The organism is Streptomyces sp. AA4, assembly GCF_000158875.1.
Taxonomy (GTDB): domain Bacteria; phylum Actinomycetota; class Actinomycetes; order Mycobacteriales; family Pseudonocardiaceae; genus Amycolatopsis.
Map to the genome: position 1 here is coordinate 1,729,161 of NZ_GG657746.1, position 26,073 is coordinate 1,755,233.

Here is a 26,073-nt window from a genome sequence, read left to right on the forward strand (position 1 = left end):
TCAAACCGCCTGACGTTGTGCCCCCGCATGATCCCACACCGCTGGCCGCCGCGCGGACACGACCCGGGCCATAATGCTTGCTGATGACTACTTCGCGAAGCGTCCTCGTGCTGGGTTCGACCGGGTCGATCGGGACCCAGGCGCTCGACGTCGCCGCACGTAACCCGCATTTGTTCACGATCGCCGGCCTCGCCGCCGGCGGTTCCGACCCGGCGGCGCTCGCCCGGCAGGCGATCGCGCACGAAGTAGCGGCCATCGCCGTGACGAAGCCCACGGCGGTCGAAGACGTGCAGCTCGCGCTGTATGCCGAGGCCCAGCGCCGGGGCTACGCGAAGGGCGAATTCCGCCTCCCGCGCATCCTCGCCGGTGCGGACGCGGTCGCCGAGCTGATCGATTCGGTGCCGGTCGACGTCGTGCTCAACGGGCTGCCCGGTTCGCAGGGCCTCGACCCGACGCTGCGCGCGCTCGCCACCGGCGCGACCCTCGCGCTGGCCAACAAGGAATCCCTCATCGCCGGCGGTCCGCTGGTGCTCGCCGCCGCGAAGCCGGGACAGCTGGTGCCGGTCGATTCCGAGCATTCGGCGATGGCGCAGGCGCTGCGTTCCGGCGAGGACAACGAGGTCGCGCGGCTCGTGCTCACCGCGTCCGGCGGCCCGTTCCGGGGAAAGAAGCGGGAGGACCTCGGCGAGGTCACCGTCGAACAGGCGATGGCGCACCCGACGTGGTCGATGGGCCGGTTGATCACCATCAACTCGGCCACCCTCGTCAACAAGGGCCTGGAGCTGATCGAGGCGTCGCTGCTGTTCGGCGTCGAACCCGCGCGGATCGACGTGACCGTGCACCCGCAGTCGATCGTCCACTCGATGGTCACCTTCGCCGACGGCTCCACCATCGCCCAGGCCAGCCCGCCGGACATGCGGCTGCCGATCGCGCTCGCGCTGAACTGGCCGCACCGCGTGCCCGGCGCGGCCGCCGCGTGCGCGTGGGACACGGCGGCGAGCTGGACCTTCGAGCCGGTCGACAACGAGGCGTTCCCGGCCGTCGAACTGGCTCGTGAAGCGGGTACCGCGGGCGGTTGCCTCCCCGCGGTCTACAACGCGGCGAACGAGGAATCGGTGGCCGCTTTCCTTGCGGGCAAGGCCAAATTCCTGTCGATCGTGGACACGGTGTCGCGGGTGGTGTCCGACGCGGACGAATGGCGGCGCGAACCCCGCGACGTCGCGGACGTGCTCGCCGCCGAGCAGTGGGCTCGCACGCGGGCCGCCGAGCTGCTGGGATGAGTGCGACCGGTGCGCGAAGCCGCGCCGGTCGATGCAACACTGGTTTCACGCTGGCGGCGGATACTTGAACCCGGAACTTTCTCGGGTGGTCTCACCGCCTGGAGCCGTGGAAGACGACGAACCTGCCGCCACCGCATCGCGGGCCGCGGCTGAGGGGTGAGGTGCAAGGCCCGTGCTTGCCTATGTGATCGGCGTGGTGCTTTTCGCGCTCGCGATCTGTGTTTCGGTGGCGTTGCACGAAGCGGGCCACATGGTCACCGCCCGGATGTTCGGGATGCGGGTCCGCCGGTACTTCGTCGGCTTCGGCCCGACGGTGTTCTCCTTCCGGCGCGGCGACACCGAATACGGCCTCAAGGCGATCCCGCTCGGCGGCTTTTGCGACATCGCGGGCATGACCGCGCTCGACGAGGTCACCCCGGAAGAGGCGCCGCGCGCGATGTGGCGGTTCAAGGCGTGGAAGCGGACCGTCGTGATGTCGGCCGGTTCCATCACGCACTTCTTGCTCGGCTTCATCGTGCTCTTCGTCATGGCCGCGACCATGGGCCTGCCGAACGTGGACAGGAAGCCGATCGCCGCGCAGATCTCCGACTGCGTGCAGAACGCCACCACGGTCGACCAGGCCAACAACCCGGTGTGCAAACCGGGCGACCCGGCTCCCGCCAAGAAGGCGGGGCTCCTTCCGGGCGACCAGGTGCTGTCGGTCGCGGGCAAGCCCACTCCGACCTGGGACGACATGGTCGCCCAGGTGAGGTCGCTCTCCGGCCCGGTCCCGGTGGTCGTGCTGCGCGACGGGGCCGAGCGCACGTTCGTCGTCGACATCCCGACGGTGGTCCGGCCCGCCGCGAAGGGCGGCACCGAGAAGGTCGGCGCGGTGGGCATCGCCAAGGCCACGGCCCTCCACTACAGCGTGCTCGGCGCGTTCGGCGGCGCGGCGTCGTTCACCGGCGACATGTTCGCCCGCACGTGGGACGGGCTGATGGCCTTCCCGAAGCGCATCCCGGCCGTCTTCAACTCGATCTTCGGCGGCGAGCGCGACCCGGACACCCCGGTCAGCGTCGTCGGCGCGAGCCGGCTCGGCGGCGAGGCGGTCGAGGCCGGGCTGTGGCAGGTCTTCCTGCTGCTGCTGGCCAGCCTGAACTTCTTCATCGGCGTGTTCAACCTGCTGCCGCTGCTGCCGATGGACGGCGGCCACATCGCGATCGTCTGGTACGAGCGGGTGCGCGACTGGCTGCGCGGCCTGCGCGGCAAACCCGCGGGCGGCCCGGTCGACTACACGAAGCTGTCCGCGATCACGATGGTGCTGGTGGTGATCGGCGGCGGCGTCACGCTGCTCACCGTGACGGCCGACATCGTCAATCCGATCCGCCTGCAGTAACCGCGCGCACCGGCCGGGTCACGCGCGCGTGCCCGGCCGCCCGACCGGGGGTAACGCTGCTCACCGCGTCGGCTGACTTCGTTGAACCGCGCCCGGGTGAGGTGGGTACGCTGGAAGCGTGACCGTCGCGTTAGGTATGCCCGCTCTGCCCCCGCCCGTTCTCTCCGAGCGTCGCAAGACCCGCCAGCTGATGGTGGGGTCGGTGGGAGTCGGCAGCGACCACCCGATCTCGGTGCAGTCGATGACCACGACGCTGACCTCCGACGTCAACGCCACCCTGCAGCAGATCGCCGAGCTGACCGCGGCCGGCTGCGACATCGTGCGCGTCGCGTGCCCGTCGGCCGACGACGCCGAGGCGCTGCCCGCGATCGCGAAGAAGTCGCAGATCCCGGTGATCGCCGACATCCACTTCCAGCCCAAGTACGTGTTCGCCGCGATCGAGGCGGGCTGCGCCGCGGTCCGGGTGAACCCGGGCAACATCCGCAAGTTCGACGACCAGGTCAAGGAGATCGCGCAGGCCGCGAAGGACCACGGCACGCCGATCCGGATCGGCGTCAACGCCGGGTCGCTCGACAAGCGGCTGCTCGAGAAGTACGGCAAGGCCACCCCGGAAGCGCTCGCCGAATCGGCGATGTGGGAGGCGTCGCTGTTCGCCGAGCACGATTTCCACGACATCAAGATCTCGGTCAAGCACAACGACCCGGTCGTGATGGTGCGCGCCTACGAGATCCTCGCCGAACAGTGCGACTACCCGCTGCACCTCGGCGTCACCGAGGCCGGGCCCGCGTTCCAGGGCACGATCAAGTCCGCCGTCGCGTTCGGCGCGCTGCTGCGCCAGGGCATCGGCGACACCATCCGGGTGTCGCTGTCCGCGCCGCCGGTGGAGGAGGTCAAGGTCGGCGCGCAGATCCTGCAGTCGCTGAACCTGCGGCCGCGGAAGCTGGAGATCGTGTCGTGCCCGTCGTGCGGACGCGCGCAGGTGGACGTGTACACGCTCGCCGACCAGGTCACCGCCGGGCTGGAGGGCATGGAAATCCCGCTGCGCGTCGCGGTGATGGGCTGCGTCGTGAACGGTCCCGGCGAGGCCCGCGAGGCCGACCTGGGTGTCGCGTCCGGCAACGGCAAGGGCCAGATCTTCGTGAAGGGCGAGGTCATCAAGACCGTGCCCGAGCACGCGATCGTGGAGACCCTGATCGAAGAGGCCATGCGGATCGCCGAGGAATCCGGCGAGTCGATCGGCGAGGGCACGCCGAGCGTCACCGTCGGCTGAGTTTCCATTGCGAAAGGGCTCCTCGGCTTCGGTCGAGGAGCCCTTTCTTTTTCAGCGGCGTTCCAGCAGCACGACCGGGATCTGTCTCCCGGAAGCTTCCTCGAATTGGGCGAAGATCGGCACCGCCGCGACCTGAGCCGCCCAGATCCTGGCGCGTTCTTCCCCTGCGGTCAGCCGCGCTTCGACGGGGATTTCTTCCCCGCCTGCCTCGACGACGGTCCGCGGGTTCGCCATGAGATTGCGGTACCACGCGGGATCGCGCGGGCTGCCGCCGTGCGTGCCGAAGATCGCCCAGCTGTCGCCGACCGGCTGGTAGAACAGCGGGCTGATCCGCGGTTTCCCGGTTTTCGCCCCGACGTGGTGCACGAGAATCAGCGGCATCCCCTTTTCCGGAAATCCCGGCAGATGCGGCGGAATGGGCCGACCGGCCGCGGATTCCTCCGGACTGCTCCACGCGACATATCCGGCGTTCTCCCGGACTTCGGCGAGAATCCGGACATTCCAGTCTTCGAGGGTCGGCACGGGCATCTCCTTCGCTAGGCGGAGCACTTGCTCCGCAAAGTAGCACACTAGACGGAGCAGGTGCTCCAGGTAAGCGGGTATGCTCGCCGCATGGCCGTGGCTGAACCGCACACCCCCGCCCGCCGCCGCGCCCTGCGCGCGGACGCGATCCGCAACCGGGAGGCAATCGTCGAAGCCGCCGCCGAGGTCATGGCGGAACAGGGAGCCGCGGTCGACGTCCGCGAAATCGCCCGGCGCAGCGGCGTCGGGATGGGGACGCTGTACCGGCATTTCCCGAAGAAGGAAGACCTCGTCCGGACGGTCCTGGACCAGGGCTTCTCCCAGTGGGCCGAGTCGGCGCGCCAGGCAGCGATCGAGGCGGAAGACCCGTGGGCGGCGCTGACCGACTTCTACCGGCAGGCGTTGTCCGGCTGCGCCCAGCACCGCGCGATCATGGAGAGCTTCGCGCTGACGTGGACGGACCCGGATCCGACGGGGATCCCGAAGCTCCGCGCGGTTCTGGAGGAGCTGCGGATCCGGGCGGAGGGGTTGTTGCGGCCTGGGGTTACTACGGAGGATTTGGTGCTGCTGCTGATCTCGCTGGGGTACGCGGCGCAGTGCACGGACGCTGATCGGCCGCACCTGTGGAACCGGGTGCTGCAGGTTTCACTGGACGGGTTGCGGGCGGAGCATCGGGATCCGTTGCCGGAGAGCTAATCTCCGCGCTCGTCGCTCAGCAGGAGCAACGCGTAATAGGCCATGCCGCCCCGACCCATTGCCAGCTCCATGCGCGATGGAGGTTGAGCCCGTGCAGATGGGCGATCAACCCGTCGGAAGCGTCGGTCACCACCGCCGGAGTGAACAGCGCCGCTGCGTTCCGGTCGGCGATACTCGCGCACGACGTCGGCCAGCGCGACCGAGGCGAACTCACCGGCCTGTGCGGCTACGTCAGCCGCGCAGGTGATGCTGGGCGGCCTCGCGGATCTGGATCCGGACGTTCTCCAGCGACGCCGCGACCTCGTCGATCTGCCGGATCGCGATCTGCACCGAACCCTGGATCGCGGTCGCGGTGCCGGTTTCGCCGAGCAGGCCGAGCACCTGGGCCTGCAGGTCTTCCAGTTCGCCCTTGGTGGCGAGGGCGATGCCGGTCGGCACCTGGTCGGCCAGCAGTTCGAGCTGCTGCGCCTGTTCCTGGATCGTCATCGGGCTTCTCCTCGTCGTGGGGACCGCTCTCCCGTGGTAGCAGAATCCGGGCGCTTCCGGGCTAGCCTGGTCGCGTGAGTCACAGCTGGGCCGCCCGTCCGCCGCATCCGGTGCTGCGGGGCCTGGTCACGCGGTACGTCGGCTACGCGCAGGAGAACGTCACCCTCGAGGTGCACCGCGGGTTGCCGTCGCGGCACCTCACGCTCGTGATCAGCCTGGAAGAACCGATCCGCTACGCCGGGCTGGCCGGCGCGGGAGCACTGCAGAGCGTGGTCGGCGGCCTGCACACCGAACCCGCGCTGATCACGCAGGACCGCGTGCAGCGCGGCGTGCAGCTGGAGCTGGATCCGCTGGGCGCGCGGACGCTGCTGGGCGTCACGGCCGCGGAGCTGACCGGCCGGGTCACCGACCTGGCCGACTTCGGCGCCGACCTGGCCCAGTTGCCGGACCGGCTGGCCTCGGCGGCGGATTGGGGTGCCCGGTTCGCGATCCTGGACGAGGTGCTGGCCGCGCGGGCCGTCGAGCGGACGGATCCGCCGCCGGAGCTGAACCGGGCCTGGCATCAGTTGCGGCGCAGCGGCGGGTTGCTGCGGGTCGGCGAATTGGCGGACGAGGTCGGTTGGAGCCGTCGGCATCTGGGGGAGCGGTTCCGCGCGGAGCTGGGGTTGGCCCCGAAACAGGCGGCGCGGGTTTTGCGGTTCGAGCGCGCGGTTCGGTTGCTGCGTACCGGGCATCGTGATCTGGCCGGGATTGCTTGTGCGGCGGGGTATTACGACCAGGCGCACTTTTCGAACGAGTGGCGAGCGTTGGCGGGGTGTTCGCCGCGGACTTGGATGGCGGAGGAGCTCCCGTTTCTCCAAGACGAGACGAAGCTCCCCGCCACAGAATCGGTGCCATGACACCACAACCGACCGTCTGGCCAGCCTTCCGCTACAACGACGCCAAAGCCGCGATCCGCTTCCTCGCCGACGTCCTCGGCTTCGAAGAAACCCTCGTGGTCCCCGGAGAACACGGCGTCGCGCACGCTGAACTCCGTTGGCCGGAAGGCGGTGCCGTGATGCTGGGCAGCTGCGGCGGCCCAGCCGACGGCGTGCACGACGAGATGAAACCCGGTGCCAGCGCGGTGTACGTGGTCTCGGACCGGGTCGACGAGATTTACGCTCGCGTGCGCGAAGCCGGTGCCGAAATCAGCCTGGAGCTGCACGACACCGACTACGGCTCGCACACGTTCACCGTCCGCGATCCCGAGGGGAACGCTTGGACGATCGGGAGTTACCGGGGCGCTTAGCCCTCGGGGTAGAAGACGAACAGCGTGCAGCCGGTCTCCGTGGCCGGGACGTGCCACGAACCGGCGGGGGCGTGGATGAACGTGCCGGCCGGGTAGTCGCGGGCGCCGTCGTTGAAGGTGCCGGAGACGACGAAGACCTCTTCGGGACCCGGCTCGTGCACGTCGCGTTCCGGCCATGTGCTGCCGGGATCGAACTCGACCACGTTGGCGTGCGCGCCGTTTTCGCCCTTCCACAGCGGGCGGAGGCGGATGCCGGGGAACAGGTCCTTCACCGGGGCTTCGTCGACCGGGACCGACGTGTAGCCCGGCTGAGCAAGGATTTCAGAGAGCATGGTCCCAGGCTGGCGTCCCGTACGCGCGCGGGACAGTGTCTGAAAAGACGTCATGGGGTACTTTCTTGCCATGCATCGCGTGGTGGCTCTCGTCCGGCCGGTGCAGTCGACGTTCGAACTCGGCTGCGGCGCCGAAGTGTTCGGCACGCCCAGGGACGGCGTCCCGCAGTACTACGAATTCGAGGTATGCACCGAGAATCCCGGTCCGGTGCCGACGTCGGCCGGGTACGCGATGCACGTGTCCGGCGGGCTTTCCCGGCTCGCCACGGCCGACACGGTGCTGATCCCGGGCTGGCTCCCGGTCGAGACGCCGCTTTCGCCGAAGGTGCGCCGGGCGTTGCTGAACGCGCACAAACGAGGCGCGCGGCTGGTCACGATCTGCTCGGGCGTCTTCGCGCTCGCGCAGACCGGGCTGCTCGACGGAAGATCGGCTACGACGCACTGGGCGCGCGCCGAGCAGTTGCAACGGGATTTCCCGGCAGTACGCGTGGAACCGGACGTGCTGTACGTCGACCACGGCGACGTCGCGACGAGCGCGGGCGCGGGTGCGGGCATCGATTTGTGCCTGCACCTGGTCCGCCGGGATCACGGCGCGGCGCACGCGGCGCTCGTCTCGCGGCACATGGTGATGCCGACGCATCGCGAGGGCGGGCAGGTGCAGTACGCGCCGCCGCAAGCGTCCGCGGACGCGTTGGGCGGGCTGCTCGAGTGGGCCGAGGAGCGGTTGGGCACGCCGCTCTCGGTCGAGGATTTGGCTGCCTACTTGCGGATTTCCCCGCGAACGCTGGCCCGCCGGTTCGCGGACCAGCTGGGGACGAGCCCGGGCGCGTGGTTGCTGTCGCGGCGGGTGGCGGAGGCGCGGCGGCTGCTGGAGGAGACGGATCTGCCGGTGGACGCGATCGCGACGCGGGTCGGCCTGGCGTCGGCGGTGAACTTGCGCCGCCGCTTCCGGGCGCAGGTGGGGACGACGCCGGGGGCGTATCGGCGGGCGTTCCGCGTGGGGTGATCGGCGCGCACCGGCAGGGAGGTCCGGTACGCGCCGATCAACCGGTTACGCGGTGGTGGTTTGCACCGTCACCGCGGGACCGACGCCGTTACCGGTGACGGCGGCGATGGTGAACGTATACGCGGTCCCGGATTTCAACCCGTCCACGACGCGGGTCAGGCCCTTCTGCGTGGGCTGGCTGACGATCGTGTCGCGGCCGGTGACCTCGATGGTGCGGCCGTCGGACACGGTGATCCGGTAGCCGATCACCGGGGTCGACCCGGTTTCCTTCGGCGGCGTCCAGCGGATGCTCGCCGCGTCGGTGCTCGGCAGCGCCTTCGCCCCGGTCGGGACGGCCGCGAGCTGCGTGCCCGGCGGCGCGACGGTGACCGGTGCCGACGGCAGCGACGGCAAGCCGACGCCGTACCGGTTGCGCGCGGCGACCGTGACCGTGTACGTCTGGCCGTCCGTCAGCTTCGGGATCACCGTGTACCCAGTGCGCGCGAAGTCCTTGGCGGACACCGAACTCGTGACGGTGTGCTTGCCGTCCGAAGCGGTCAGCAGGTAGTCCTGCACCGGAGCGCCGTTTTCCGCGACGGTCGGGTTCCAGGTCGCGTACAGCTGGCCGGACACCGAGAACGTGCCGATCCGCGTCGGAGCCTGCGGAGCGGACGCGCCGTCGATCCGGCGGTCCAGCACCGAACGGTGGCCCGGCTCGATCCCCGCGTTGTCCACAATGGACTTAGGCGCGGCGGCCGGGTTGTTCAGCAGGTGGTTGCCGGAGGTGACGACGCCCTTCTTGTTGCCGTCCGGATCGCCCTGCTCCCAGTAATTGCCGGAGATGACGGTCGGGTCGTTGTTGCCGAGCGAGTCGCGGTAGTCGACGTGCGTGGAGGCGACGTTGGCGTACGCCGCGTGGTAAAGCACGTTGCCGGAAACGGTTTCGTAGGTGCAGCCGTTGTCGGTGTAGACGGACTTGCCGAGGCCCCACTGGTCGTAGATGACGTTCCCGGTCACCTTCTCGCCCTCGGCCTGCGACGGGCCGGTGATGCCCTGCGTGTAGACGCCGCCGCCGTCGTCCAGCGAAAGCATGTAGTCGTGGATCAGGTTGTTCGACACCACGTTGTTGCGCGAGACGTTCGGCGTCGCGGCCTGCTTGATCTTGTCCGGCCAGCCGCCCCAGCCCATCGAGATGCCGGAGTACGCGACGTGGTCGATCTGGTTGTGCGACACCACATTGTCCTGCGAGTACCCGTTGACGATCGGCACTCCGCCGGTGAATTCGCGCGGCATGCCGTACAGGTGGTTGTTGGTCACCTTGACCCGCGCGGTCAGGTCCGCGCCGGCCGCCGCGGGCTTGCTGACGCCGCCGATTTCGACGCCATTGCCGGAGATATCAGTGAAGACGCTGTCGGAGACGCTGCTGTCCTGCGCGCCCTCGCCGAGGTCGAGCCCGGCCGCGCCCAGGTGGGCGAAGACGGTGTCCTGGAACTCGATCCGGTGCCCGTGCGAAATCGAGACGTTGCCGGGTTCCTTCGTCCAGTCCGCGTACGGGCAGGCGCCGCCGGGCGTGAACTGGCACAGGCCTTGCGTGGCCCAGCCGCGTTCGCCGGTGATCCGGTAGCCGGCCTGGATTTCGGAGAACCCTTCCCCCGACGAAGGTTCGAGCCAGGTCGCATAGGAGAACTGGATGCCGCGGAAAGAGATGTCGTGGACCGGCGCCTCGGCGGTGCCCCGCCCGTCCACGAGCTTCTCCAGCGCGGGCATCTCGACGTCGGCCCAGTGCAGGTTCTCGCCCTTGCGCGGCAGGTAGTACACGGTGTGCGCGGAGCGGTCGAGATACCACTCGCCGGGGGTGTCCAGCAGCTCGAACGCATTCTCCACATAGGACGGTTGCCGTCCGTTGGTGAGATCGCCCGGGCCGACCATGTTGACCGAACGGCCGGGGATGTCGGCGAACATCACGCGCCGGGTCGAGTTGTCCCAGCACGGCTGCGCCATAGTGATCGTCGTGCCCTGCGCCGAGGCGATCGGACAGCGCGGCTCGGTCCACTGGCCGAGGCCGTTGCGCTCGACGTTCCACAGCTCCTCGCCGCTGGTGTACACCAGTTCGAGGTCGCTCGGGTTTCGCCAGTGCGCCATGGTGTCCGCGGACGCGGTGTACCCGGTGTCGGTCGCCTTCACCGTCACCGGAAGCCGGCCGGACGCTCGCTGCGCGCGGACGCCGTCGACGTACAGCTGGCGCGTGTTGTCCAGCCCGGCGGGCGCGGGGGCGGAGTAGAGCCCGGGCCGTCCGGCGACCGGACGCCAGCCGGTGACCTGCTTGCCGCCGCTGACCACGGTGCCCGGCGAACCCTGCCAGACGATCCGGTGGCCATTCGTGCCGGAATCCGTCGCGTCGAGTTGCAGCGGCTTGTCGAGCCGGTAGGTGCCGGAAGCGACGTGCACGGTCAGGTCGGAGTTCAGGCGCGCGGCGCGCTGCCGGACCAGCTGCTGGGCGCGGGGGAGCGTGCGGACCGGCGACCAGACGGCCCCGGACCCGGAATCGTTGCCCCACGGCGAGACGTACACGTCCTGGCTGCCCGGCCACGCCGCGGCCGCGCCGGCGGGCAGCAGCGCGGTCGCCGCCACCACCGCCGCGGCTAACCCGAGGGAGCGCGCTGGTCTGAGCTTCATCCGGGACCTCCGTGTTCGCCACTGAACGACGCGAGCCGCGCCGAGAGAAAGATAGGATCTATTCCGGAGCGTGTCGAGAGGTCGCGAGCGAATTTTCTTGGCATTCACGGTGGTGAACAGGGTTGATCCGGTCGGCGGGTTCCGTCCCGGTTAGCGGTCAGTGATCCGATGAATCATTGCTGTCGGCGCTCCGGCGCGCGTACAACGAAGCGATCCCCGGGAGAGGTGGTCGCGATGAAGCGAAGTCGGATCGGTGTGCTGGCCGCGGCGGTAGCGGTGCTCTTCGGAACGCTGGCCGGAACAGCCGCGGCGGACAGCCCGTCAATCGAGTCCTGGACGCCGGTGGCGAGAACGCCGCCGATGGGCTGGAGCAGCTGGAGCGCGCTGCGCCGGAAATTCACCGAGGAAACGATCAAGGCTCAGGCCGACGTGATGCACGACCGGCTCGCCGCGTACGGCTATCGGTACCTCAACATCGACGCGGGCTGGAACGACCACGTCGACGAGTTCGGCCGGGTCGCGCCGGACCCGAAGAAATTCCCGAACGGCATCGCCTCGCTCGCCCGGTACCTGCACCAGCGCGGCCTGAAATTCGGCATCTACCTGGTGCCCGGCGTCCCGGCGCAAGCGGTGGCGGCCGATTCGCCGATCGAGGGCACTCCGTACCGGGTGCACGACATCGTCATGGCGGGCGCGGGCAACACCGCGGACGACAAATCCGCGAAGCTCGACTTCAGCAAGCCCGGCGCGGCCGCGTACGTCCGCTCGCAGGCGCGGCAACTGGCCGCGTGGGGCGTCGACTACATCAAAATGGACTTCGTCGGACCCGGCGGCGGCAAGATCCCGGCGGACAACCGCGAGGACATCCGGCAGTGGCACGCGGCGGTCCAGGCCACCGGCCGTCCGATCCACTTGGAACTGTCGAACTCGCTCAGCATCGCCGAGGCCGCGACCTGGCAGCGCTACAGCAACGGCTGGCGGATCGAGGGCGACATCGAGTGCTACTCGCACTGCGTCGGCCTCACGAACTGGGACGTGCGAGTCAAACTCCGCTTCGCCGACGCTCCGAAATGGACGCAATACGCGGGTCCGGGGCACTGGAACGACCTGGACTCCATCGAGGTCGGCAACGGCGAAGCCAACGGCATCACCCCGGACGAGCGGCAGAGCGTCCTGACGCTGTGGGCGATCGAAGCCTCGCCGCTGCTGCTCGGCACCGACCTGACCAAACTTGATCCGGACGACCTGAAACTGCTCACCAACCGCGAGGTGCTGGCCGTCGACCAGGCCGGACGGCCGGCGCGGCCGGTCTCGCAGGCGACCGAGCAGCAGGTGTGGTTCAGCCCCGACGGCCGGGGCGGGGTGACGGTCGCGCTGTTCAACCTGGGATCGACGGAATCTCCGGTGACCGCGTCCTGGAAGGACCTGGGGCTGCGCGGCCCGGCGGCGGTGCGGGATCTGTGGACGCATAGGAACCTGGGCGTGAGCCGGGACAGCTTCACCGCGACGCTGGCGCCGCACGCTTCGCGACTGCTGCACCTGGTCCCGCGGCCTCGCTGAGCTGTCCGTGAAGGGCTCCTTGCGGGAATCAGATTCCCGCAAGGAGCCCTTCACGGACAACAACCTCGCTCCGGGGCGGGGCTGGCTCGGCGGGCCATTGCGAGTGAGTCGTCCGTGAGGGCCACCTGCACGGACTCTGATTCCCCCAGGGTTCCCCTCACGGACCACCAGGGAAGGCTCCGGAGGTGCCCGGGCGGGGTACCTCCGGAGCGCTTCGGCCTGCGCGCGCTCGATTCGAGCACTGTCGGTGGCGGAGCCCGCCGGGGCGCCGCCGTTCGGGTGCGAGGGCCGTTCATCTCAGCGTGTCGGCCGGCTCGCGTTCCGTTCACCCGGTTCATCTGGCACTCTGGACCCCGTGTTGCGGCTTGCAGGTGCACGGCTGCTCGACGATCGGGACTATCCGGCAGTGCGCGCTGCGCTCGCCGCCGACCCGGTGGGCAGCTGCATGGTCAGCGCCCGGGTCGAGGCGGCCGGTCTCGACCCGTGGCGGCTCGGTGGCGAGCTGTGGGCGGCCGATTCCCGTCCGGTGCGCGCCGGACGGCTCACCGGTTTGTGCTTCGCCGGGCCCAACCTGATCCCGTTGCGCGGCAACGCTTCGGCGCTGCGCTCCTTCGCCGACCGCGCCCTGCGCCGCCAGCGCACCTGCTCTTCGCTCGTCGGTCCCGCGCCGCAGGTGCTCGGGCTGTGGGACGAGCTGTCGTCGGAATGGGGACCGGCCCGCGAGGTGCGCGGCGACCAGCCGCTGATGGCGCTCGAAGGCGACCCGCTGGTGCCCGCCGATCCGCAGGTCCGCACCGTCCGCCCGCACGAACTGGACCGCTACCTGCCCGCGGCGGTGGCGATGTTCATCGAGGAGGTCGGCGTCGACCCGCGCGCGGGCGACGGCGGGGCCAGCTACCGCGCCCGGGTCAGCGAGCTGATCTCCACCGGCCGCGCGTTCGCCCGGTTCGAGGACGGCGAGGTCGTGTTCAAGGCCGAGATCGGCGCGATGTCCGCGCGGGTCGGCCAGATCCAGGGCGTGTGGGTGCACCCGGACCGGCGCGGCAGCGGGCTCGGCACCGCGGGCACCGCCGCGGTGGTGAATCGCCTGGTCCACGGCCTCGGCCGGACCGCGAGCCTCTACGTGAACGGGTTCAACGCGCCCGCGCTCGCGGCGTACCGGCGGATCGGGTTCCAGCAGGTCGGCCAGTACGCGACCGTGCTGTTCTGAGCTGGCTGCGCCGCGGCCGGGCGAGGTCGTAGGCTGGGGACATGTCCGTTCGCGCCCCGTTGAAGCCCGGTGTCCAGACGCCGCGCCGTGCCGTCCCCGCCGACATCGCCCGCCCCGAGTACGTGGACCGGCCGGCGCCGAAACGGGACACCGGCAACGGAGTGCGCACGCCCGAGGTCATCGAGGCGATGCGGGTCGCGTCGAAGATCGCCGCGCAGGCGCTCGAGGAGGGCGGCAAGGCGGTCAAGCCGGGCGCGACCACCGACGACATCGACAAGGTCGTGCACGAGTTCCTGCTCGACCACCACGCGTATCCGTCGACGCTCGGCTACCGCGGCTACCCGAAGTCGTGCTGCACCTCGCTGAACGAGGTGATCTGCCACGGCATCCCGGACTCGACGGTGATCGAGGACGGCGACATCTGCAACATCGACGTGACCGCCTACATCGGCGGCGTGCACGGCGACACCAACGCGACCTTCCTGGCCGGCGACGTCTCCGAGGAGGTGCGGCTCCTGGTCGAGCGCACCCGCGAGGCGACCGCGCGCGCGATCAAGGCGGTCCGCCCGGGCCGTCAGCTCAACGTGATCGGCCGGGTGATCGAGGCGTACGCGAAGCGCTTCGGCTACGGCGTGGTCCGCGACTTCACCGGCCATGGCGTCGGCCCGGCGTTCCACACCGCGCCGACGGTGCTGCACTACGAGGAGCCGTCGGTGCAGACGCTGATCGAGGAGGGCATGACCTTCACGATCGAGCCGATGATCACGCTGGGCACCATCGACTACGACTTGTGGGACGACGACTGGACGGTCACCACGAAGGACAAGAAGTGGACGGCGCAGTTCGAGCACACCCTCGTGGTGACGGCTGACGGCGCGGAGATCCTGACCCTCCCGTAAGACGAGCTGTCCGTGAAGGGCTCCTTGAGGGAATCAGATTCCCTCAAGGAGCCCTTCACGGATTTCTACAAGTCCTCCGCCCGCGCGATCAGCTCGTCCAGGAATCCCGCTGCCTCGGCGGCGGACCGGTCGGCGTCGCGGGCTTCGATCGCGTCCACCAGTTCCCGGTGCCGGATCATCTCCGCGTGCTCCGGATTGTCCGAAGTGGACGCCACGCTCGCGGTGATCGCTTCCATCAGGCCGCGGTACAGCTCCAGCAGCAGCCCGTTGTGCCCGCACCGGACCACGACCTGGTGGAATTCCGCGTCGCTGCGGGCGAAATCGTCGAGGCGGCCTTCGTCCCAGTCGGTGTCGCGCCGGTCGAGCAGCACGCGCAGTTCGGCCACGTCCGCGTCGGTGCGCGCGGTCGCGGCCAGCCGGGCGCCCTCGACCTCCAGCAGCCGGCGCACGTGCAGCACCTCGCGCAGTTCCGTCCCGCACAGGCGGCGGATCGCGCCGGAGACCTCGCTCGTCGCGCGCACGTACGTGCCGTCGCCCTGGCGGACTTCCAGGATCCCGGTGTGCGCCAGCGCGCGCACGGCCTCGCGGACCGTGTTGCGCCCGACGCCCAGCTGCGCGGACAGCTCCGGCTCGGTCGGGATCCGGTGCCCGATCGGCCATTCTCCGGCGGTGACCGCGTCGCGCAGCTGCTCGATGACCTGGTCGACGAGTCCGGCGCGGCGGGTGGTGGCCAACGGCACAGCCTGATCCCTTCATCCAATCATCCTATGTATGCGATAGTAGCGCACATGTCCGCCGCTTCCCGAGACTCTGCAGCCGTGTCCACCGCCACCTACTCCGACCGGCTCGAACTCGAACTGGAAGGCAGCCTCGAGGAAGAGGTGCCCGCCGGTCGCCGGCCGGGCGTGGTGGCCGGCGGCGTGCTGCTGGCGGTCGCGGTGGTGCTGACGGCGATGAACCTGCGCCCGGCGATCACGAGCGTCGGCCCGCTGCTCGCGGAAATGCGCGGCACGCTCGGCGCGTCCGCGGTGTGGGCGAGCATCCTCACGACCCTGCCCGGCCTCTGCTTCGCCGGAGCCGGCCTGGCCGCGCCCGTGCTGTCGCGCCGCCTGGGCATCGGCCCGGCGATCGGCCTCGCGCTGGCGGTGCTGACCGCGGGCCTGGTGGTGCGGGTGCTCGACGGACCGTACGTCGTGCTCGGCGGCACGCTCGTCGCCACCGCCGGGATCGCGCTGGTCAACGTGCTGATCCCGGTGGTCATCAAGGATTCGTTCCCGGCTCGCGTCGGGCTCATGACCGGCGTCTACACCGCGGCCCTGCAGGGCGGCGGCGCGGCGGGTTCCGCGCTGAGCCCGCCGCTGGAATCGGCTCTCGGAGGCTGGCGCGCCGCGCTCGGCAGCTGGGGCGTGCTGTCGGCGATCGCGCTGGTCGCGTGGCTGATCGCCTCGCGCGGCACCGGCCGCCCGCCGCGTCCGGCCGCCGGTTCGGCTCCCGCTCGGTCGCTGATGCGCAGCCCGCTGGCGTGGATCGTCACGATCTTCTTCGGCCTGCAGTCGTTCATCGCCTACGTCGTGATGGGCTGGCTGCCGCAGGTCTTCATCGACGCGGGCGTCAGCAAGGCCGACGCCGGTTTGCTGCTCGGCCTGATCTCGGTGATCGCGGTGCCGATCAGCCTGGTGATCCCGCCGATCGCGGCGCGGCAGAAGAGCCAGAGCCCGTGGATCGTCGGAATGGGCGTCTTCGGCGCGGCCGGGATGCTCGGTCTCGTCATCGCGCCCGGATTCTCGCCGCTGCTGTGGAGCATCCTGCTCGGCATCGGGATGAGCGTCTTCTCGCTGGCCCTGACGGTGATCGCACTGCGCGCCCGCACCGGCGCCGAAACGGCGCGGTTGTCGGGAATGGCGCAGGGTTTCGGTTACCTGCTGGCGGCGGTGGGCCCGTTCGTGTTCGGTCTGCTGCACGACGCGACGGGCAGTTGGACGGTGTCGTTGATCGTGCTGCTGGTGGTGATGGTGACGCAGATGGTGTTCGGCGCACTGTCCGGACGGCGCCGGTTCGTGTAAAGGATTTCGCGAGTGTTCAAGCCGATTCGCACCGGCTTGAACACTCGCGAACCTTTAATTCAGCGGTGCCAGGAACGGCTCGGGAAGCTGCCCGGTGCGCCGCACGTCGTCGAGTGCGGCCACCGCTACCGCGAGGCATTCCGCGGTCCACTCGGACGGCTTCGCCCGCAGCTCTTCCAGCAACGCCACTGTCGCGGCCGTCGTCCCGAGTTCGGCCCGCCGGACGGCGAACATCAGCTCGAGATCCGTGACCTCGCTCCAGCGAGCGGCCAAATCCTCCGCCGGCACAACGATTTCCCCGGCGATCATGTCGGTCATGTCAGTCCCCGCACCTCCGCGGAGAACAGTAACAACGCGACATCCATGTTACCCGATTCGGGAATCGCTCCCCGCCGCGATCAACTCTCGGTAGCCCCGGAGTCAGTCCAGCGGCAGGTTCAGCAGCGCGTTCTCCACCAGTTCCGGCATCGCCGGGTGGATCCAGTACTGCCCGCGCGCCATCGACCGCGCGTCGAGGCCGAAGCTCATCGCCTGGATCAGCGGCTGGATCACCGTCGACGCCTGCGGGCCGATGATGTGCGCGCCCAGCAGCTGTCCGGTCGCCGGGTCCGCCAGCAGTTTCGCGAAACCGGTGGTGTCCTCCATCGCCCAGCCGTAGGCGATGCCCGCGTAGTCCTGCTTCGAGACCACAAAGGACAGTCCGCGTTCGGTCGCCTGCGCCTCGGTCAGCCCGACCGACGCCACCTGCGGCGAGGTGAACACCGCGTGCGGCACGAACCGGTGGTCGGCCTTGATCCGGTCGTCCGGGTGCAGCAGATTGTGTTGCACCACGCGGGCTTCGTGGTTCGCGACGTGCTTCAGCTCCAGCGGCGACGAGATGTCCCCGAGCGCGTAAATGCCTTCGACGGACGTCTGCTGGTAGTCGTCCACCACGACGTGCCCGCGCTCGGTGGTGGCGACGCCGGTGGCGCCCACGTCGAGCAGATCGGAGTTCGGCTTGCGGCCGGTGGCGACCAGGACCAGGTCGGCCTCGACCGTCTCCGCGCCCTGCGGGCCTTCGAGATCGAGCGCCACCCCGTTGTCGGTCCGGCGCGCGCGAACCGTCTTGCGGTCCAGCCGGACGTCGAAGCGCTGCGAAGCCAGTTCGGTGAACCGCGCGCTGATGTCCGCGTCCTCTTGCCGCAGCAGCGCGCCGGAGCGGTTCACCACCGTGACCGCCACGCCGAACGACGCGAAGACGTGCGCGAACTCCGCCGCGATGTAGCCGCCGCCCAGGATGACGATGCGTTCCGGCAGGGCGTCGAGCCGCATGACCGTGTCGGAGGTGTAGTAGCCGGTTTCGGCCAGCCCGGGCACGTCCGGGAGCACCGGCCGCCCGCCCGCGGCGAGCACGAACCGGTCGGCGGTGACGACCTCGTCCGGACGGCCGTCGGGGAAGCTGACGCGCAGCTCCTTCATCCCGGTGAACCGGCCCTCGCCGCGGTAGACGTCGACGTTGCGGTTGTCCTCGTGGTTTTCGCGGTACTCCGCGCCGCCCTCGGCGATCGGGTCGATCCGGCCGAAGATCCGGTCCCGGATGTCCGGCCAGCGCACCGCGGTGAGCTCCTCGTCCACGCCGAAGCGGGAGCTGCCCGCGGGCGTCGCGGCGACGTCGGCGGCGTAGACGAACATCTTCGTCGGGATGCAGCCGACGTTCAGGCAGGTCCCGCCGAACACGCCCTTCTCGACGATGGCCGTCCGGAGGTCGGCGAACTCCGGTCCGAGGATCGAGTTGCCCGATCCGGTCCCGATGATCACCAGGTCGTAGTGCGGCACGGCGGTCCTTCCCGAAAGCGGTCTGCTGCCAGCCTAGTCAACTCCGCGGCACGGTCCGGGTGTTCCCGGATCACTCGCCGTTGGCTGTGAAATGCATCCGGTCGACCGGCGACGTCCAGGTCCCGCCCCACTGCCAGCCCACCGCCGCGAACGCGCGCACGACGGGGCCGTTCGCGGTGACCATCCCCGGTCGCACGCTCGCGCGGTCGACGTAGGCGGATGCCAGCTCCGGGACGACGAGATCGCCCTTGGTATAGGGATTGCAGAACGGATTGACGTCCACCGCGAGCCCGTACGCGTGCGCGGACCAGGTTTTCTGCCCGCGGGTCGGACGGCAGACGAAAGCGCTGGTGTTGTTGCCGTCGCCGGTCGGCGGGGCGTTGAGTTCGGCGGGGGAGGTGATGCGCATTTCCTCGATGGGGAACTGCTGTGCATACAGCTCGCTGAACGCTTTCACCACGGCTGGTGCGGCGTCTTTGCGAACCAGCAGTTCGCCGGTGTGCGTGCGACGGTCAAAGCCCCAGAACGAAAGCGTGACGTAGCGGAGGTCGCCCGACGACACCGGGCAGGAGGCCTGCCAGGTGCTGCGCTTGAGCACGGCGTCGGGGACTTCGGCGATCTTCGCGGTGTAAGTCGTGCTGGCCGGCGGCGGGAGGAAGTCCTGGGTCGGCAGCGAGCGGTTCACCAGTTCGGGTGGAGTCGGCTGGATTTCGCCGAAGCCGTCCGGGCGCAACGGCAAGGGGCGGGCACCCACCTGCCAGGTGACGGCGGGCGCGCTCGTCGCTGTCCGAGTTGCCGGAAGTGTCGGACTGTGCGGCATCGAGGGCGCGCTCAACGGACTCGGCGGGGGAGCCGCGGGCGTGCCGGTGGCACATCCGGCCAGCAGAAAGACGATCAGCGCGCCGGCCGCCGCGGCTGTTTTCCGTCGCATGGCTCCAGCTAAGCGAATGCGCTCGGTGTATAGAGAGTCCACCCGTTCCAGTGACACCGTTTTGGGCTTGGCCCGTTTAGGGTAATCGCGGCCGTGTGTGCACGCGCCGGAGTCAAATGATTCCCGAGCGCGTCCAGGCTGTGCTGACGTAGTGCCGATGAAGGGAAAGCCCATGCCCGCGAAGTTCCGTCGTCCGGTCCTGCTCGCGGCGGGCTCGCTGCTCACCGCCGCGATCGCGGTCCCGGTCGGGTCGGCCTGGGCGGCGACGCCGTCCGACCCGGGTTCGCACGCACAGCCCCGGATCGTCGGCGGCAGCGAGGCTTCGCTGGCCGACCACCCGTACGCGGTGTACCTCACCGACCAGAGCGGTTCGCAGTTCTGCGGCGCGGTGATCGTGAGCCCGTCCGCGGTCGCGACCGCCGCGCACTGCGCGAAAGCCCTGCCGAAGTCGTCGGTCCACGTGGTCGCCGGGCGGCAGGACAAGCGCAGCAGCGACGGCGTGGAACTCGGCGTTTCGCGGGTCTGGGTCAACCCGGACTACAGCGACCCGACGAAGGGCGACGACATCGCGGTCCTCACCGTCCGCGGACGGCTGCCGTATCAAGCGGCGAAGGTCGCGGGCAAGAGCGACCAGTCGCTGTACGCGGAAGGCACGCGGGCGACCGTGCTCGGCTGGGGACGGCTTTCCGAAGGCGGGCAGCGGTCGGACGTGCTGCGCAGCGCCGACGTGCCGCTGGTCAGCGACTCCGCCTGCAAGACGGCCTACGACTCGTACGACCCGGCGAGCATGGTGTGCGCCGGCTACCCGCAGGGCGGCCAGGACGCCTGCCAGGGAGACTCCGGCGGCCCCCTCGTCGAGGGCGACACGCTGATCGGCATCGTGTCCTTCGGCGACGGTTGCGGAAAACCGGGCAAGCCCGGGGTGTACACGCGGGTTTCGCAGTTCGCGGACGACATCGCGGCCCAATCCCAGCCGCGGCTGTTCGGCTGACCTGTGTTAAGCAGGTGGCGTGACGACTCTGCACCGCGCCAAGGGGCCCGACCTCGCCGCCGCTGACCTGTACGAGATCCTCCGGCTGCGGTCGGACGTGTTCGTGGTGGAACAGGACTGCGTGTACGCCGACATCGACGGGCTCGACCTGCTCCCGGAAACGGAGCATCTGTGGCTGACCTCGGGTTCGGACGTCGTGGCCTGCCTGCGAGTACTGGCCGAGCCGGGCGGCGGCCGGAGGATCGGCCGGGTGGTGACGGCGAAGTCGGCCCGCGGCCGGGGGCTGGCGGCGCAGTTGATGGCTGCGGCGTTGGAGGGTGCGGCGGGGGAGTTCGTGTTGGATGCGCAGACTTACGCGCAGAAGCTCTACGCGCGCTTCGGGTTTGTGGCTGAGGGCGAGGAGTTTCTGGAGGACGGGATTCCGCACGTCACCATGCGCCGTCCGGCTTGATCACGGGGGTTGATGGCGCGGACGGAACACGTTTGGGTCCGCGATTTCGCACCGCACCGCAGGGGATTGGCGGTGGTGCGTGAGCTTCCGCCCGGTAACGGGATTCCGCGCACTATCCGGGTTAGCTGCGGGGCGCGGTCGCCGCGATCACCTTTACCGCGCGGTCGACGTCGGCCTCGGACAGGTCCGCGCGGGCGGTGAGGCGCAGACGGGAAACGCCGTCCGGCACAGCGGGCGGGCGGAAGCAGCCGACCTGAATCCCTTGCTCCGCACAGGCTTCCGCCCACGCGGTGGCCGCTTGGGGCGACGGCGTCCGCACGGCGACCACGGCGGCTTCCGGCAGATCGGCCGGCAGACCGGCGTTCTTGAGCCCCATCGCGAGGTTCCCGGCGTTCTCGATGACCTTCGCCGGCAGCTCCGGCTCGGACTTGAGCACCTGCAACGCAGTCAGCGCGGCAGCGGCGCTGGCCGGAGCGAGAGCAGCGTCGAAGAGGAAGCTGCGCGCGGTGTCGACGAGATGCCGGATCACGCGTCGCGGGCCGACCACAGCGCCGCCTTGGGCGCCGAGGGCGTTGGAGAGCGTCAGCGTGGTGACGACGTCCGGCGCGGACGACAGCCCCGCGGCGTGCACCGCGCCCCGGCCGCCTTCACCGAGGACGCCGAAGCCGTGCTCGTCGTTGACGACCAGCGCAGCGCTGTGCGCCCGGCAGATTTCGGCGAGTTCGCCCAGCGGCGAAAGCTCGCCATCGAACGAGAACACTGAATCGGTAACCACAATCGCGCGCGGCTTGCGGCGGGTCGCGAGCGCGTGCTTGATCGCCGACGGGGTCGAGTGCTCGACGGCCGCGATGTCCGCCCGGGACAGCCGGCAGCCCTCGACCAGCGACGGATGCACATACTTGTCGGTGACGATCGCGGATTCGGACCCGGACAGGGCCGTCACCGCGCCGAGGTTGGCGGTGAATCCGGAGGAGAAGACCAGCGCCGCCTGGGTCCCGCAGAACCGGGCCAGCTCGTGTTCGAGCTCTGAGTGAAGCTCAGTGGACCCGGTGAGCAGCCGCGATCCCGTGGCCCCCGCCCCCCAGCGCAACGCGGCCGCGGCGGCTGCCCCCGCGACGCGCTTGTCGCGGGCGAGGCCGAGGTAGTCGTTGCCCGCGAGGTCGAGCAGGGCGTGCTGCGCCGGACGCGGGTTCATCCGCCGGGAGAGACCGGCTTCCGCGCGCCGCTGGCCTTCGGTTTCCAGCCAGTCGAAGACGTTCTCAGGCGGCAGCGGCGGAGTGTCAGTCACCCAGGCAGTGTCGCATCCGGCCGGGTGCCGCGTTTGCCGCCCCCGCCCGCGGAACGACGGGAAGCGGGGCGGGGCAACGAAAACGATGCTGGAGGGAGGCTTCGTCCCTGGTTGGCGGGCGAGATCCCCTGTTCGGTGACGAGCCGGGGTGCTGGTCAGTCGGGCTTCAGGGCTAGCGGGTGAGACCTCTGTTCGGTGACGCTCGCTGAGCAGAGGTGTGGGCGCTGGCGACGGCAGACTTGTCGGGGCGCGTCCTTGGAGTTTGGCCTGGCGGCCGCGCCCCTTCCTCGGCGAAGACCGTCGCGTGCGGGCGTGGCTTTCGAAGGACCTGTTCGGCGACGATCGAGGTGTCGCGGAGTCGGGTTTCGGGGTTCTGGCTGGCGGAACGCGGTCGAGCTGGCCAGGCCTTTCTCTCGCGAGGAGAGCAGCGGCAGGGCGTGCTTTACGGGACGCGAGTTTCCCGCTTGGCGACGGCTGCTGTGGCGGAGCATGTTTTGTGGGTTGGCGGGGCGGGCATGGCCCTTCCGCCACGGGCTCGGCGGCTGGGGGTGGGCGGCGCGCAAGGCTCCGGCCGGGCGCGGCGTTCGGGGTGCGGTGACTGCTGCGGGCTCACGGTGCCCACGGGGCTGGCCTTGGCGGTGCGCGACCCGCCTCAGCAGGCGAAACTTCTCCGGAAACGAAGAACGGCCCCGCCGGAGCGGGGCCGTTCTTCAGAGGATCAATCAGGCGTCGTGTCCGCGGCGGGGGCCGCGGCTCGGGCGCTGCGGGCGACCCGCGCCGCCACCGCCGAAGCGGGACTGCTGACGGCTGCGGCTGTAGCCGCCACCGCCACGGTTTTCGCGGGGGGCGTAGCCGCCTTCGCGGGCGTAACCGCCTTCGCGACCGCCCTCACGCGAGTAGCCGCCCTCACGGGCGTAACCGCCTTCGCGGGAGCCGCGGCCTTCGTACGAGCCACGGTTGTAGCCGCCTTCGCGGGGACCGCGGTCTTCGCGCGAGCCGTAACCGCCGCGGTCTTCGCGAGAGCCGCCGAAGCTGCTGCGGCCGCCTTCGCGCGAACCGCGGTAGCCGCCGCCCTCGCGCGAGCCTCGGAAGCCGCCGCGGTCGTTGCCGAAGCCTCGGCCGCCGGAGCGGCGCGGGGACTCCCGGCGGCGCTCCACCACCGGCTCGCCGCTCGGCTCGCGGGCGCCGGTGATGCGCGACAGGTCCTCGTCGTGAGTGCGGATCATCGTGGTCTCGGCGCGCACGCCGGCCCGGTCGGTCATCCGGCGGACGGTGCGCCGCTGGTCGTGCGTCACCAGGGTGACGACGATGCCGGACGCGCCCGCCCGAGCCGTGCGGCCCGCGCGGTGCAGGTAGTCCTTGTGGTCCGCGGCCGGGTCGACGTGCAGCACCAGCGAGATGTTGTCGACGTGGATGCCGCGGGCGGCGACGTCGGTGGCCACCAGGACCGCCGCGTGGCCTTCCTTGAAGTCGGCGAGGACGCGGTTGCGCTGGCCCTGGGTCTTGCCGCCGTGCAGGGCCACCGCGTGCACGCCGCTCTCGCGCAGCCGCTCGGTGAGCCGGTCCACGTGGTGCTTGGTGCGGACGAACATGATCGTGCGGCCCTCGCGGGCGCCGATCCGGGTGATGATGTCCTGCTTGTCCGAGTGCGAGACCTGGAACAGGTGGTGGTCCATGGTGGTGACGCTCGCGGTCGACGGCGCGACCGAGTGCGTGACCGGGTCGGCCAGGTACTGCCGGACCAGCTTGTCGACGTCGCCGTCGAGCGTCGCGGAGAACAGCAGCCGCTGCCCGCCGGGCGGGGTCAGGTCCATGATCTCGCGGACCTGCGGCATGAAGCCCATGTCGGCCATCTGGTCGGCCTCGTCGAGCGCGATGAAGTTGCAGTCGCCGAGCGAGGCGGTGCCCTGGCGGACGTGGTCCGACAGCCGTCCCGGGGTGGCGATCAGCAGGTCGACGCCGCGGGCGAGCGATTCCGCCTGGCGGCCGAACGACATGCCGCCGACCGCGGTGCGGCACCAGAGGCCGAGGGACTTGGCGAGCGGGGTCAGCGAGTCGGCGACCTGCATGGCCAGCTCGCGGGTCGGCACCAGCACGAGCGCGCGGGGGCGCTTCGGGCGGGCCTTGCCGCCGTCGAGCCGGGCCAGGATGGCCAGGCCGAAGGCCAGCGTCTTGCCGGACCCGGTCTGGGCGCGGCCCAGCACGTCGCGGCCGGCCAGCGCGTCCGGGATGGTCGCGGACTGGATGGGGAACGGGGCGTCGATGCCCGCCTCGGCGAGCGCCCGCAGCAGCGGCTCGGGCAGGCCCAGCTGGGCGAAGGTCTTCACGGCGGGGGTTTCCACCGTGTCGTCGTGGAGAACGTCTCCACCGGCCGGCCGGTGCCGCGGCTTGCGCTCGGGGCGGCCCGCTCGGGAGCGGGCGGACTGGCCGGAGTCGTACGTGATGGTCACAAATGCCTCTCGGACGTGGCACGTCGCAAGGAGGCCCGGGCTGCCCGCGCGCAGGCAGGGCAAGATGGTGTGGCGATGGGCGTTCACAGGGACGGACCCGGTGCGCCGAGCCATGGCGTGGCACACCGACGGAAATTGCTTCGGATGGCCGCGAGTCCTTCTGCGGACTGTGGAGGCGACGGACACCAACTCATCCACGCCGCCGTTGCGGTCTTGACACACTCTACCTGAGAGAGCGCGGTTGCCCCGCACCCAGGTGCGCGGTTGTGGGCGGGGTCGCAGGTGTGGGCTGGCGCACACCCGCGGCCCCGCCGCCTTGCTCAGCCGAGACCGGCCGCGGTTTCCAGTTCCCGCAGCAGGTCATCGGTGTCGGTGACCCGTTCGGACAGTCCGCGGCCGTGGAACCAGCCGGCGAGATTCGCGACGTCGCGGGCCAGGAATTCCCGGCCGCGCGGGTTCGCGATCACGTCGACCGCCTGGGGCAGGTCGATCACCATCAGGTGGCCTTGGTGCACCAGGAGGTTGTACGCGGACAGGTCGCCGTGCGCGAGGCCTTGTCCCGCCAGGAGTTCCAGCGCCGACACGGCCTGCTCCCACAGGTCGGCCAGCTCGTCCGGTTCGGGCCGCAGCTGCGCCAGCCGGGGCGCGGCGGTGCCGTCCGGTTCGCCGAGGAATTCCAGCAGGATCTCGGTGCCGTGCCGCTGCACCGGATACGGCACCGGCGCGCCGATCGTCCACAAGCGACTGAGGACGGCGAACTCCGCCACCGCCCACTGTTCGGCGATCAGGTTGCGGCCGAACGAGGTGCGCCCGGCCATCGCGCGCATCTCGCGGGACCGGCGCATCCGCCTGCCCTCGAGGTAACCCGCGTCGCGGTGGAACAGCTTGTGCTCGTCTGAGCGGTATCGCTTGGCCGCCAGCAGGACTCCGTCCTCTCCGGGAAGGTTGCGGCGCAGCAGGTGCACGTCCGCTTCCTTGCCGGTCTTGAGCACGCCGAGGTCGGTGTCGACCGCGGCGAGTTCGGTGACCACCCAGTCCGGCCGCGGATGCGGGGCCCTGGTCGGCGTCGTCCCAGCTGGTCCATCGGTCGGCGCCGTCGGGGAGTTCGGTTTCGGTGTAGGCGTCTTCGCGAAGCTGGGCGAGACGGACTCGCTCGGCTTCGGTGAGCCGTCCCCGGCGGGCGGGGGCGGGCTGGTCGTCGTAACGGGGGCGACGGCGCGTCCGGCGGTCGGAGTAGTCGGAGGCGTCGGAAAATTCGTCGAAGTCGTGCTCGCGCACTGGTGGGTTCTCCTAGCTCAGGGTGCCCACCGGGCGAGCGCGTGCTCTAGCCGAGGCGGGCGGGCGGAAGAGGGCAGGACAGCGCCCGGACAATCTCCACGACGCACCTTCCCTTTTCTTCCGGCAGCCGACGGCATCCCGCCGGACGGCGACTACCTTTGCCGCCCGCGTTGAACTCGCGCAACCGATTTATTTCGCGTCTCCTGCCTGCGATGTTGGCCGGGGGT

General features: G+C 70.2%; 25 protein-coding genes. 13 read left to right on the top strand and 12 right to left on the bottom strand.

The genetic code is table 11. The features are described 5' to 3' along the window. Positions 1-83 precede the first annotated feature (83 nt). The 3 genes from dxr to ispG all read left to right on the top strand — a co-directional run bounded on the left by dxr (position 84) and on the right by ispG (position 3,925). On the top strand, positions 84-1,280 hold the full coding sequence (gene dxr, locus SSMG_RS08140) for a 1-deoxy-D-xylulose-5-phosphate reductoisomerase (protein WP_009074592.1): 1,197 nt from the start codon (positions 84-86) through the stop codon (positions 1,278-1,280). A gap of 172 nt (positions 1,281-1,452) precedes the next feature. Beyond that, a complete protein-coding gene (locus SSMG_RS08145) occupies positions 1,453-2,655 on the top strand; it encodes an RIP metalloprotease (protein WP_009074594.1) in 1,203 nt (400 codons plus the stop codon). Between the two features lie 136 nt (positions 2,656-2,791). Then, positions 2,792-3,925 (top strand): flavodoxin-dependent (E)-4-hydroxy-3-methylbut-2-enyl-diphosphate synthase, encoded by a 1,134-nt coding sequence (gene ispG, locus SSMG_RS08150; protein WP_086024875.1) that lies wholly within the window; start codon positions 2,792-2,794, stop codon positions 3,923-3,925. 51 nt (positions 3,926-3,976) lie between these two features. Here ispG and SSMG_RS08155 read toward each other — a convergent pair whose 3' ends face one another. Then, complete coding sequence (locus tag SSMG_RS08155) at positions 3,977-4,447, bottom strand: nitroreductase/quinone reductase family protein (RefSeq protein ID WP_009074598.1); 471 nt, start codon at positions 4,445-4,447, stop codon at positions 3,977-3,979. A gap of 90 nt (positions 4,448-4,537) precedes the next feature. Here SSMG_RS08155 and SSMG_RS08160 point away from each other — a divergent pair, with 90 nt between their 5' ends. Beyond that, a complete protein-coding gene (locus SSMG_RS08160) occupies positions 4,538-5,143 on the top strand; it encodes a TetR/AcrR family transcriptional regulator (protein WP_037712968.1) in 606 nt (201 codons plus the stop codon). Positions 5,144-5,159: 16 nt separating this feature from the next. Here the strand turns inward: SSMG_RS08160 and SSMG_RS47565 are convergent, their stop codons facing one another. Both SSMG_RS47565 and SSMG_RS08165 read right to left on the bottom strand, forming a co-directional pair. After that, positions 5,160-5,357, bottom strand: a complete 198-nt coding sequence (locus SSMG_RS47565; RefSeq protein ID WP_078560731.1) for a DUF2891 family protein — start codon at positions 5,355-5,357, stop codon at positions 5,160-5,162. Positions 5,358-5,374: 17 nt separating this feature from the next. Beyond that, positions 5,375-5,629 carry a hypothetical protein gene (locus SSMG_RS08165; RefSeq protein WP_009074603.1) on the bottom strand — a complete coding sequence of 85 codons (255 nt, stop codon included), beginning with the start codon at positions 5,627-5,629 and terminating at the stop codon, positions 5,375-5,377. Positions 5,630-5,703: 74 nt separating this feature from the next. Here SSMG_RS08165 and SSMG_RS08170 point away from each other — a divergent pair, with 74 nt between their 5' ends. Further along, on the top strand, positions 5,704-6,528 hold the full coding sequence (locus tag SSMG_RS08170; RefSeq protein ID WP_009074605.1) for an AraC family transcriptional regulator: 825 nt from the start codon (positions 5,704-5,706) through the stop codon (positions 6,526-6,528). Continuing rightward, on the top strand, positions 6,525-6,917 hold the full coding sequence (locus SSMG_RS08175; RefSeq protein WP_009074607.1) for a VOC family protein: 393 nt from the start codon (positions 6,525-6,527) through the stop codon (positions 6,915-6,917). The genes SSMG_RS08170 and SSMG_RS08175 overlap by 4 nt, the downstream gene beginning before the upstream one ends. Here SSMG_RS08175 and SSMG_RS08180 read toward each other — a convergent pair. Continuing rightward, on the bottom strand, positions 6,914-7,249 hold the full coding sequence (locus tag SSMG_RS08180; RefSeq protein ID WP_037712969.1) for a cupin domain-containing protein: 336 nt from the start codon (positions 7,247-7,249) through the stop codon (positions 6,914-6,916). The genes SSMG_RS08175 and SSMG_RS08180 overlap by 4 nt on opposite strands. A 70-nt stretch (positions 7,250-7,319) precedes the next feature. Between SSMG_RS08180 and SSMG_RS08185 the strand changes: the two genes are divergently transcribed. Continuing rightward, positions 7,320-8,255, top strand: a complete 936-nt coding sequence (locus tag SSMG_RS08185; RefSeq protein ID WP_037712972.1) for a GlxA family transcriptional regulator — start codon at positions 7,320-7,322, stop codon at positions 8,253-8,255. Positions 8,256-8,300: 45 nt separating this feature from the next. Here SSMG_RS08185 and SSMG_RS08190 read toward each other — a convergent pair whose 3' ends face one another. Further along, positions 8,301-10,910, bottom strand: a complete 2,610-nt coding sequence (locus tag SSMG_RS08190; protein ID WP_037712975.1) for a fibronectin type III domain-containing protein — start codon at positions 10,908-10,910, stop codon at positions 8,301-8,303. Positions 10,911-11,144: 234 nt separating this feature from the next. On the opposite strand from SSMG_RS08190, the gene SSMG_RS08195 reads away from it, so the two are divergent. The 3 genes from SSMG_RS08195 to map all read left to right on the top strand — a co-directional run bounded on the left by SSMG_RS08195 (position 11,145) and on the right by map (position 14,579). Further along, positions 11,145-12,470 carry a glycoside hydrolase family 27 protein gene (locus SSMG_RS08195; protein ID WP_199785841.1) on the top strand — a complete coding sequence of 442 codons (1,326 nt, stop codon included), beginning with the start codon at positions 11,145-11,147 and terminating at the stop codon, positions 12,468-12,470. A 355-nt stretch (positions 12,471-12,825) separates the two neighbouring features. Further along, complete coding sequence (locus SSMG_RS08200) at positions 12,826-13,680, top strand: GNAT family N-acetyltransferase (protein WP_009074617.1); 855 nt, start codon at positions 12,826-12,828, stop codon at positions 13,678-13,680. A 41-nt stretch (positions 13,681-13,721) separates the two neighbouring features. Continuing rightward, entirely contained in the window at positions 13,722-14,579 is an 858-nt protein-coding gene (map, locus tag SSMG_RS08205; protein ID WP_009074619.1) for a type I methionyl aminopeptidase, read from the top strand. A gap of 65 nt (positions 14,580-14,644) precedes the next feature. On the opposite strand, the gene SSMG_RS08210 is transcribed toward map, so the two are convergent. Beyond that, positions 14,645-15,319: a FadR/GntR family transcriptional regulator gene (locus SSMG_RS08210; protein ID WP_037712977.1), complete on the bottom strand. Its 675-nt coding sequence runs from the start codon at positions 15,317-15,319 to the stop codon at positions 14,645-14,647. Positions 15,320-15,397: 78 nt separating this feature from the next. Here SSMG_RS08210 and SSMG_RS08215 point away from each other — a divergent pair, with 78 nt between their 5' ends. Beyond that, complete coding sequence (locus SSMG_RS08215) at positions 15,398-16,642, top strand: MFS transporter (RefSeq protein WP_037712979.1); 1,245 nt, start codon at positions 15,398-15,400, stop codon at positions 16,640-16,642. Between the two features lie 54 nt (positions 16,643-16,696). Here the strand turns inward: SSMG_RS08215 and SSMG_RS08220 are convergent, their stop codons facing one another. The 3 genes from SSMG_RS08220 to SSMG_RS08230 form a co-directional block, all read right to left on the bottom strand. Then, positions 16,697-16,960, bottom strand: coding sequence for a hypothetical protein (locus SSMG_RS08220; protein WP_009074625.1), 264 nt, complete (start codon positions 16,958-16,960; stop codon positions 16,697-16,699). A 102-nt stretch (positions 16,961-17,062) separates the two neighbouring features. After that, complete coding sequence (locus tag SSMG_RS08225) at positions 17,063-18,457, bottom strand: mycothione reductase (RefSeq protein ID WP_009074627.1); 1,395 nt, start codon at positions 18,455-18,457, stop codon at positions 17,063-17,065. Between the two features lie 70 nt (positions 18,458-18,527). Then, complete coding sequence (locus SSMG_RS08230) at positions 18,528-19,388, bottom strand: M15 family metallopeptidase (protein WP_086024876.1); 861 nt, start codon at positions 19,386-19,388, stop codon at positions 18,528-18,530. Between the two features lie 172 nt (positions 19,389-19,560). On the opposite strand from SSMG_RS08230, the gene SSMG_RS08235 reads away from it, so the two are divergent. Further along, positions 19,561-20,379 carry a trypsin-like serine protease gene (locus SSMG_RS08235; protein ID WP_009074631.1) on the top strand — a complete coding sequence of 273 codons (819 nt, stop codon included), beginning with the start codon at positions 19,561-19,563 and terminating at the stop codon, positions 20,377-20,379. A gap of 19 nt (positions 20,380-20,398) precedes the next feature. After that, the gene (locus tag SSMG_RS08240) at positions 20,399-20,830 is read left to right on the top strand and encodes a GNAT family N-acetyltransferase (RefSeq protein WP_009074633.1); all 432 of its coding nucleotides are present in this window, start codon (positions 20,399-20,401) and stop codon (positions 20,828-20,830) included. Positions 20,831-20,951: 121 nt separating this feature from the next. Here SSMG_RS08240 and SSMG_RS08245 read toward each other — a convergent pair whose 3' ends face one another. The 3 genes from SSMG_RS08245 to SSMG_RS08255 all read right to left on the bottom strand — a co-directional run bounded on the left by SSMG_RS08245 (position 20,952) and on the right by SSMG_RS08255 (position 25,599). Next, a complete protein-coding gene (locus SSMG_RS08245; protein WP_009074635.1) occupies positions 20,952-22,118 on the bottom strand; it encodes an 8-amino-7-oxononanoate synthase in 1,167 nt (388 codons plus the stop codon). A 722-nt stretch (positions 22,119-22,840) separates the two neighbouring features. Beyond that, entirely contained in the window at positions 22,841-24,568 is a 1,728-nt protein-coding gene (locus tag SSMG_RS08250) for a DEAD/DEAH box helicase (RefSeq protein WP_078560733.1), read from the bottom strand. 320 nt (positions 24,569-24,888) lie between these two features. Then, positions 24,889-25,599, bottom strand: coding sequence for a serine protein kinase RIO (locus tag SSMG_RS08255; protein WP_009074639.1), 711 nt, complete (start codon positions 25,597-25,599; stop codon positions 24,889-24,891). Between the last annotated feature and the right edge of the window lie 474 nt (positions 25,600-26,073).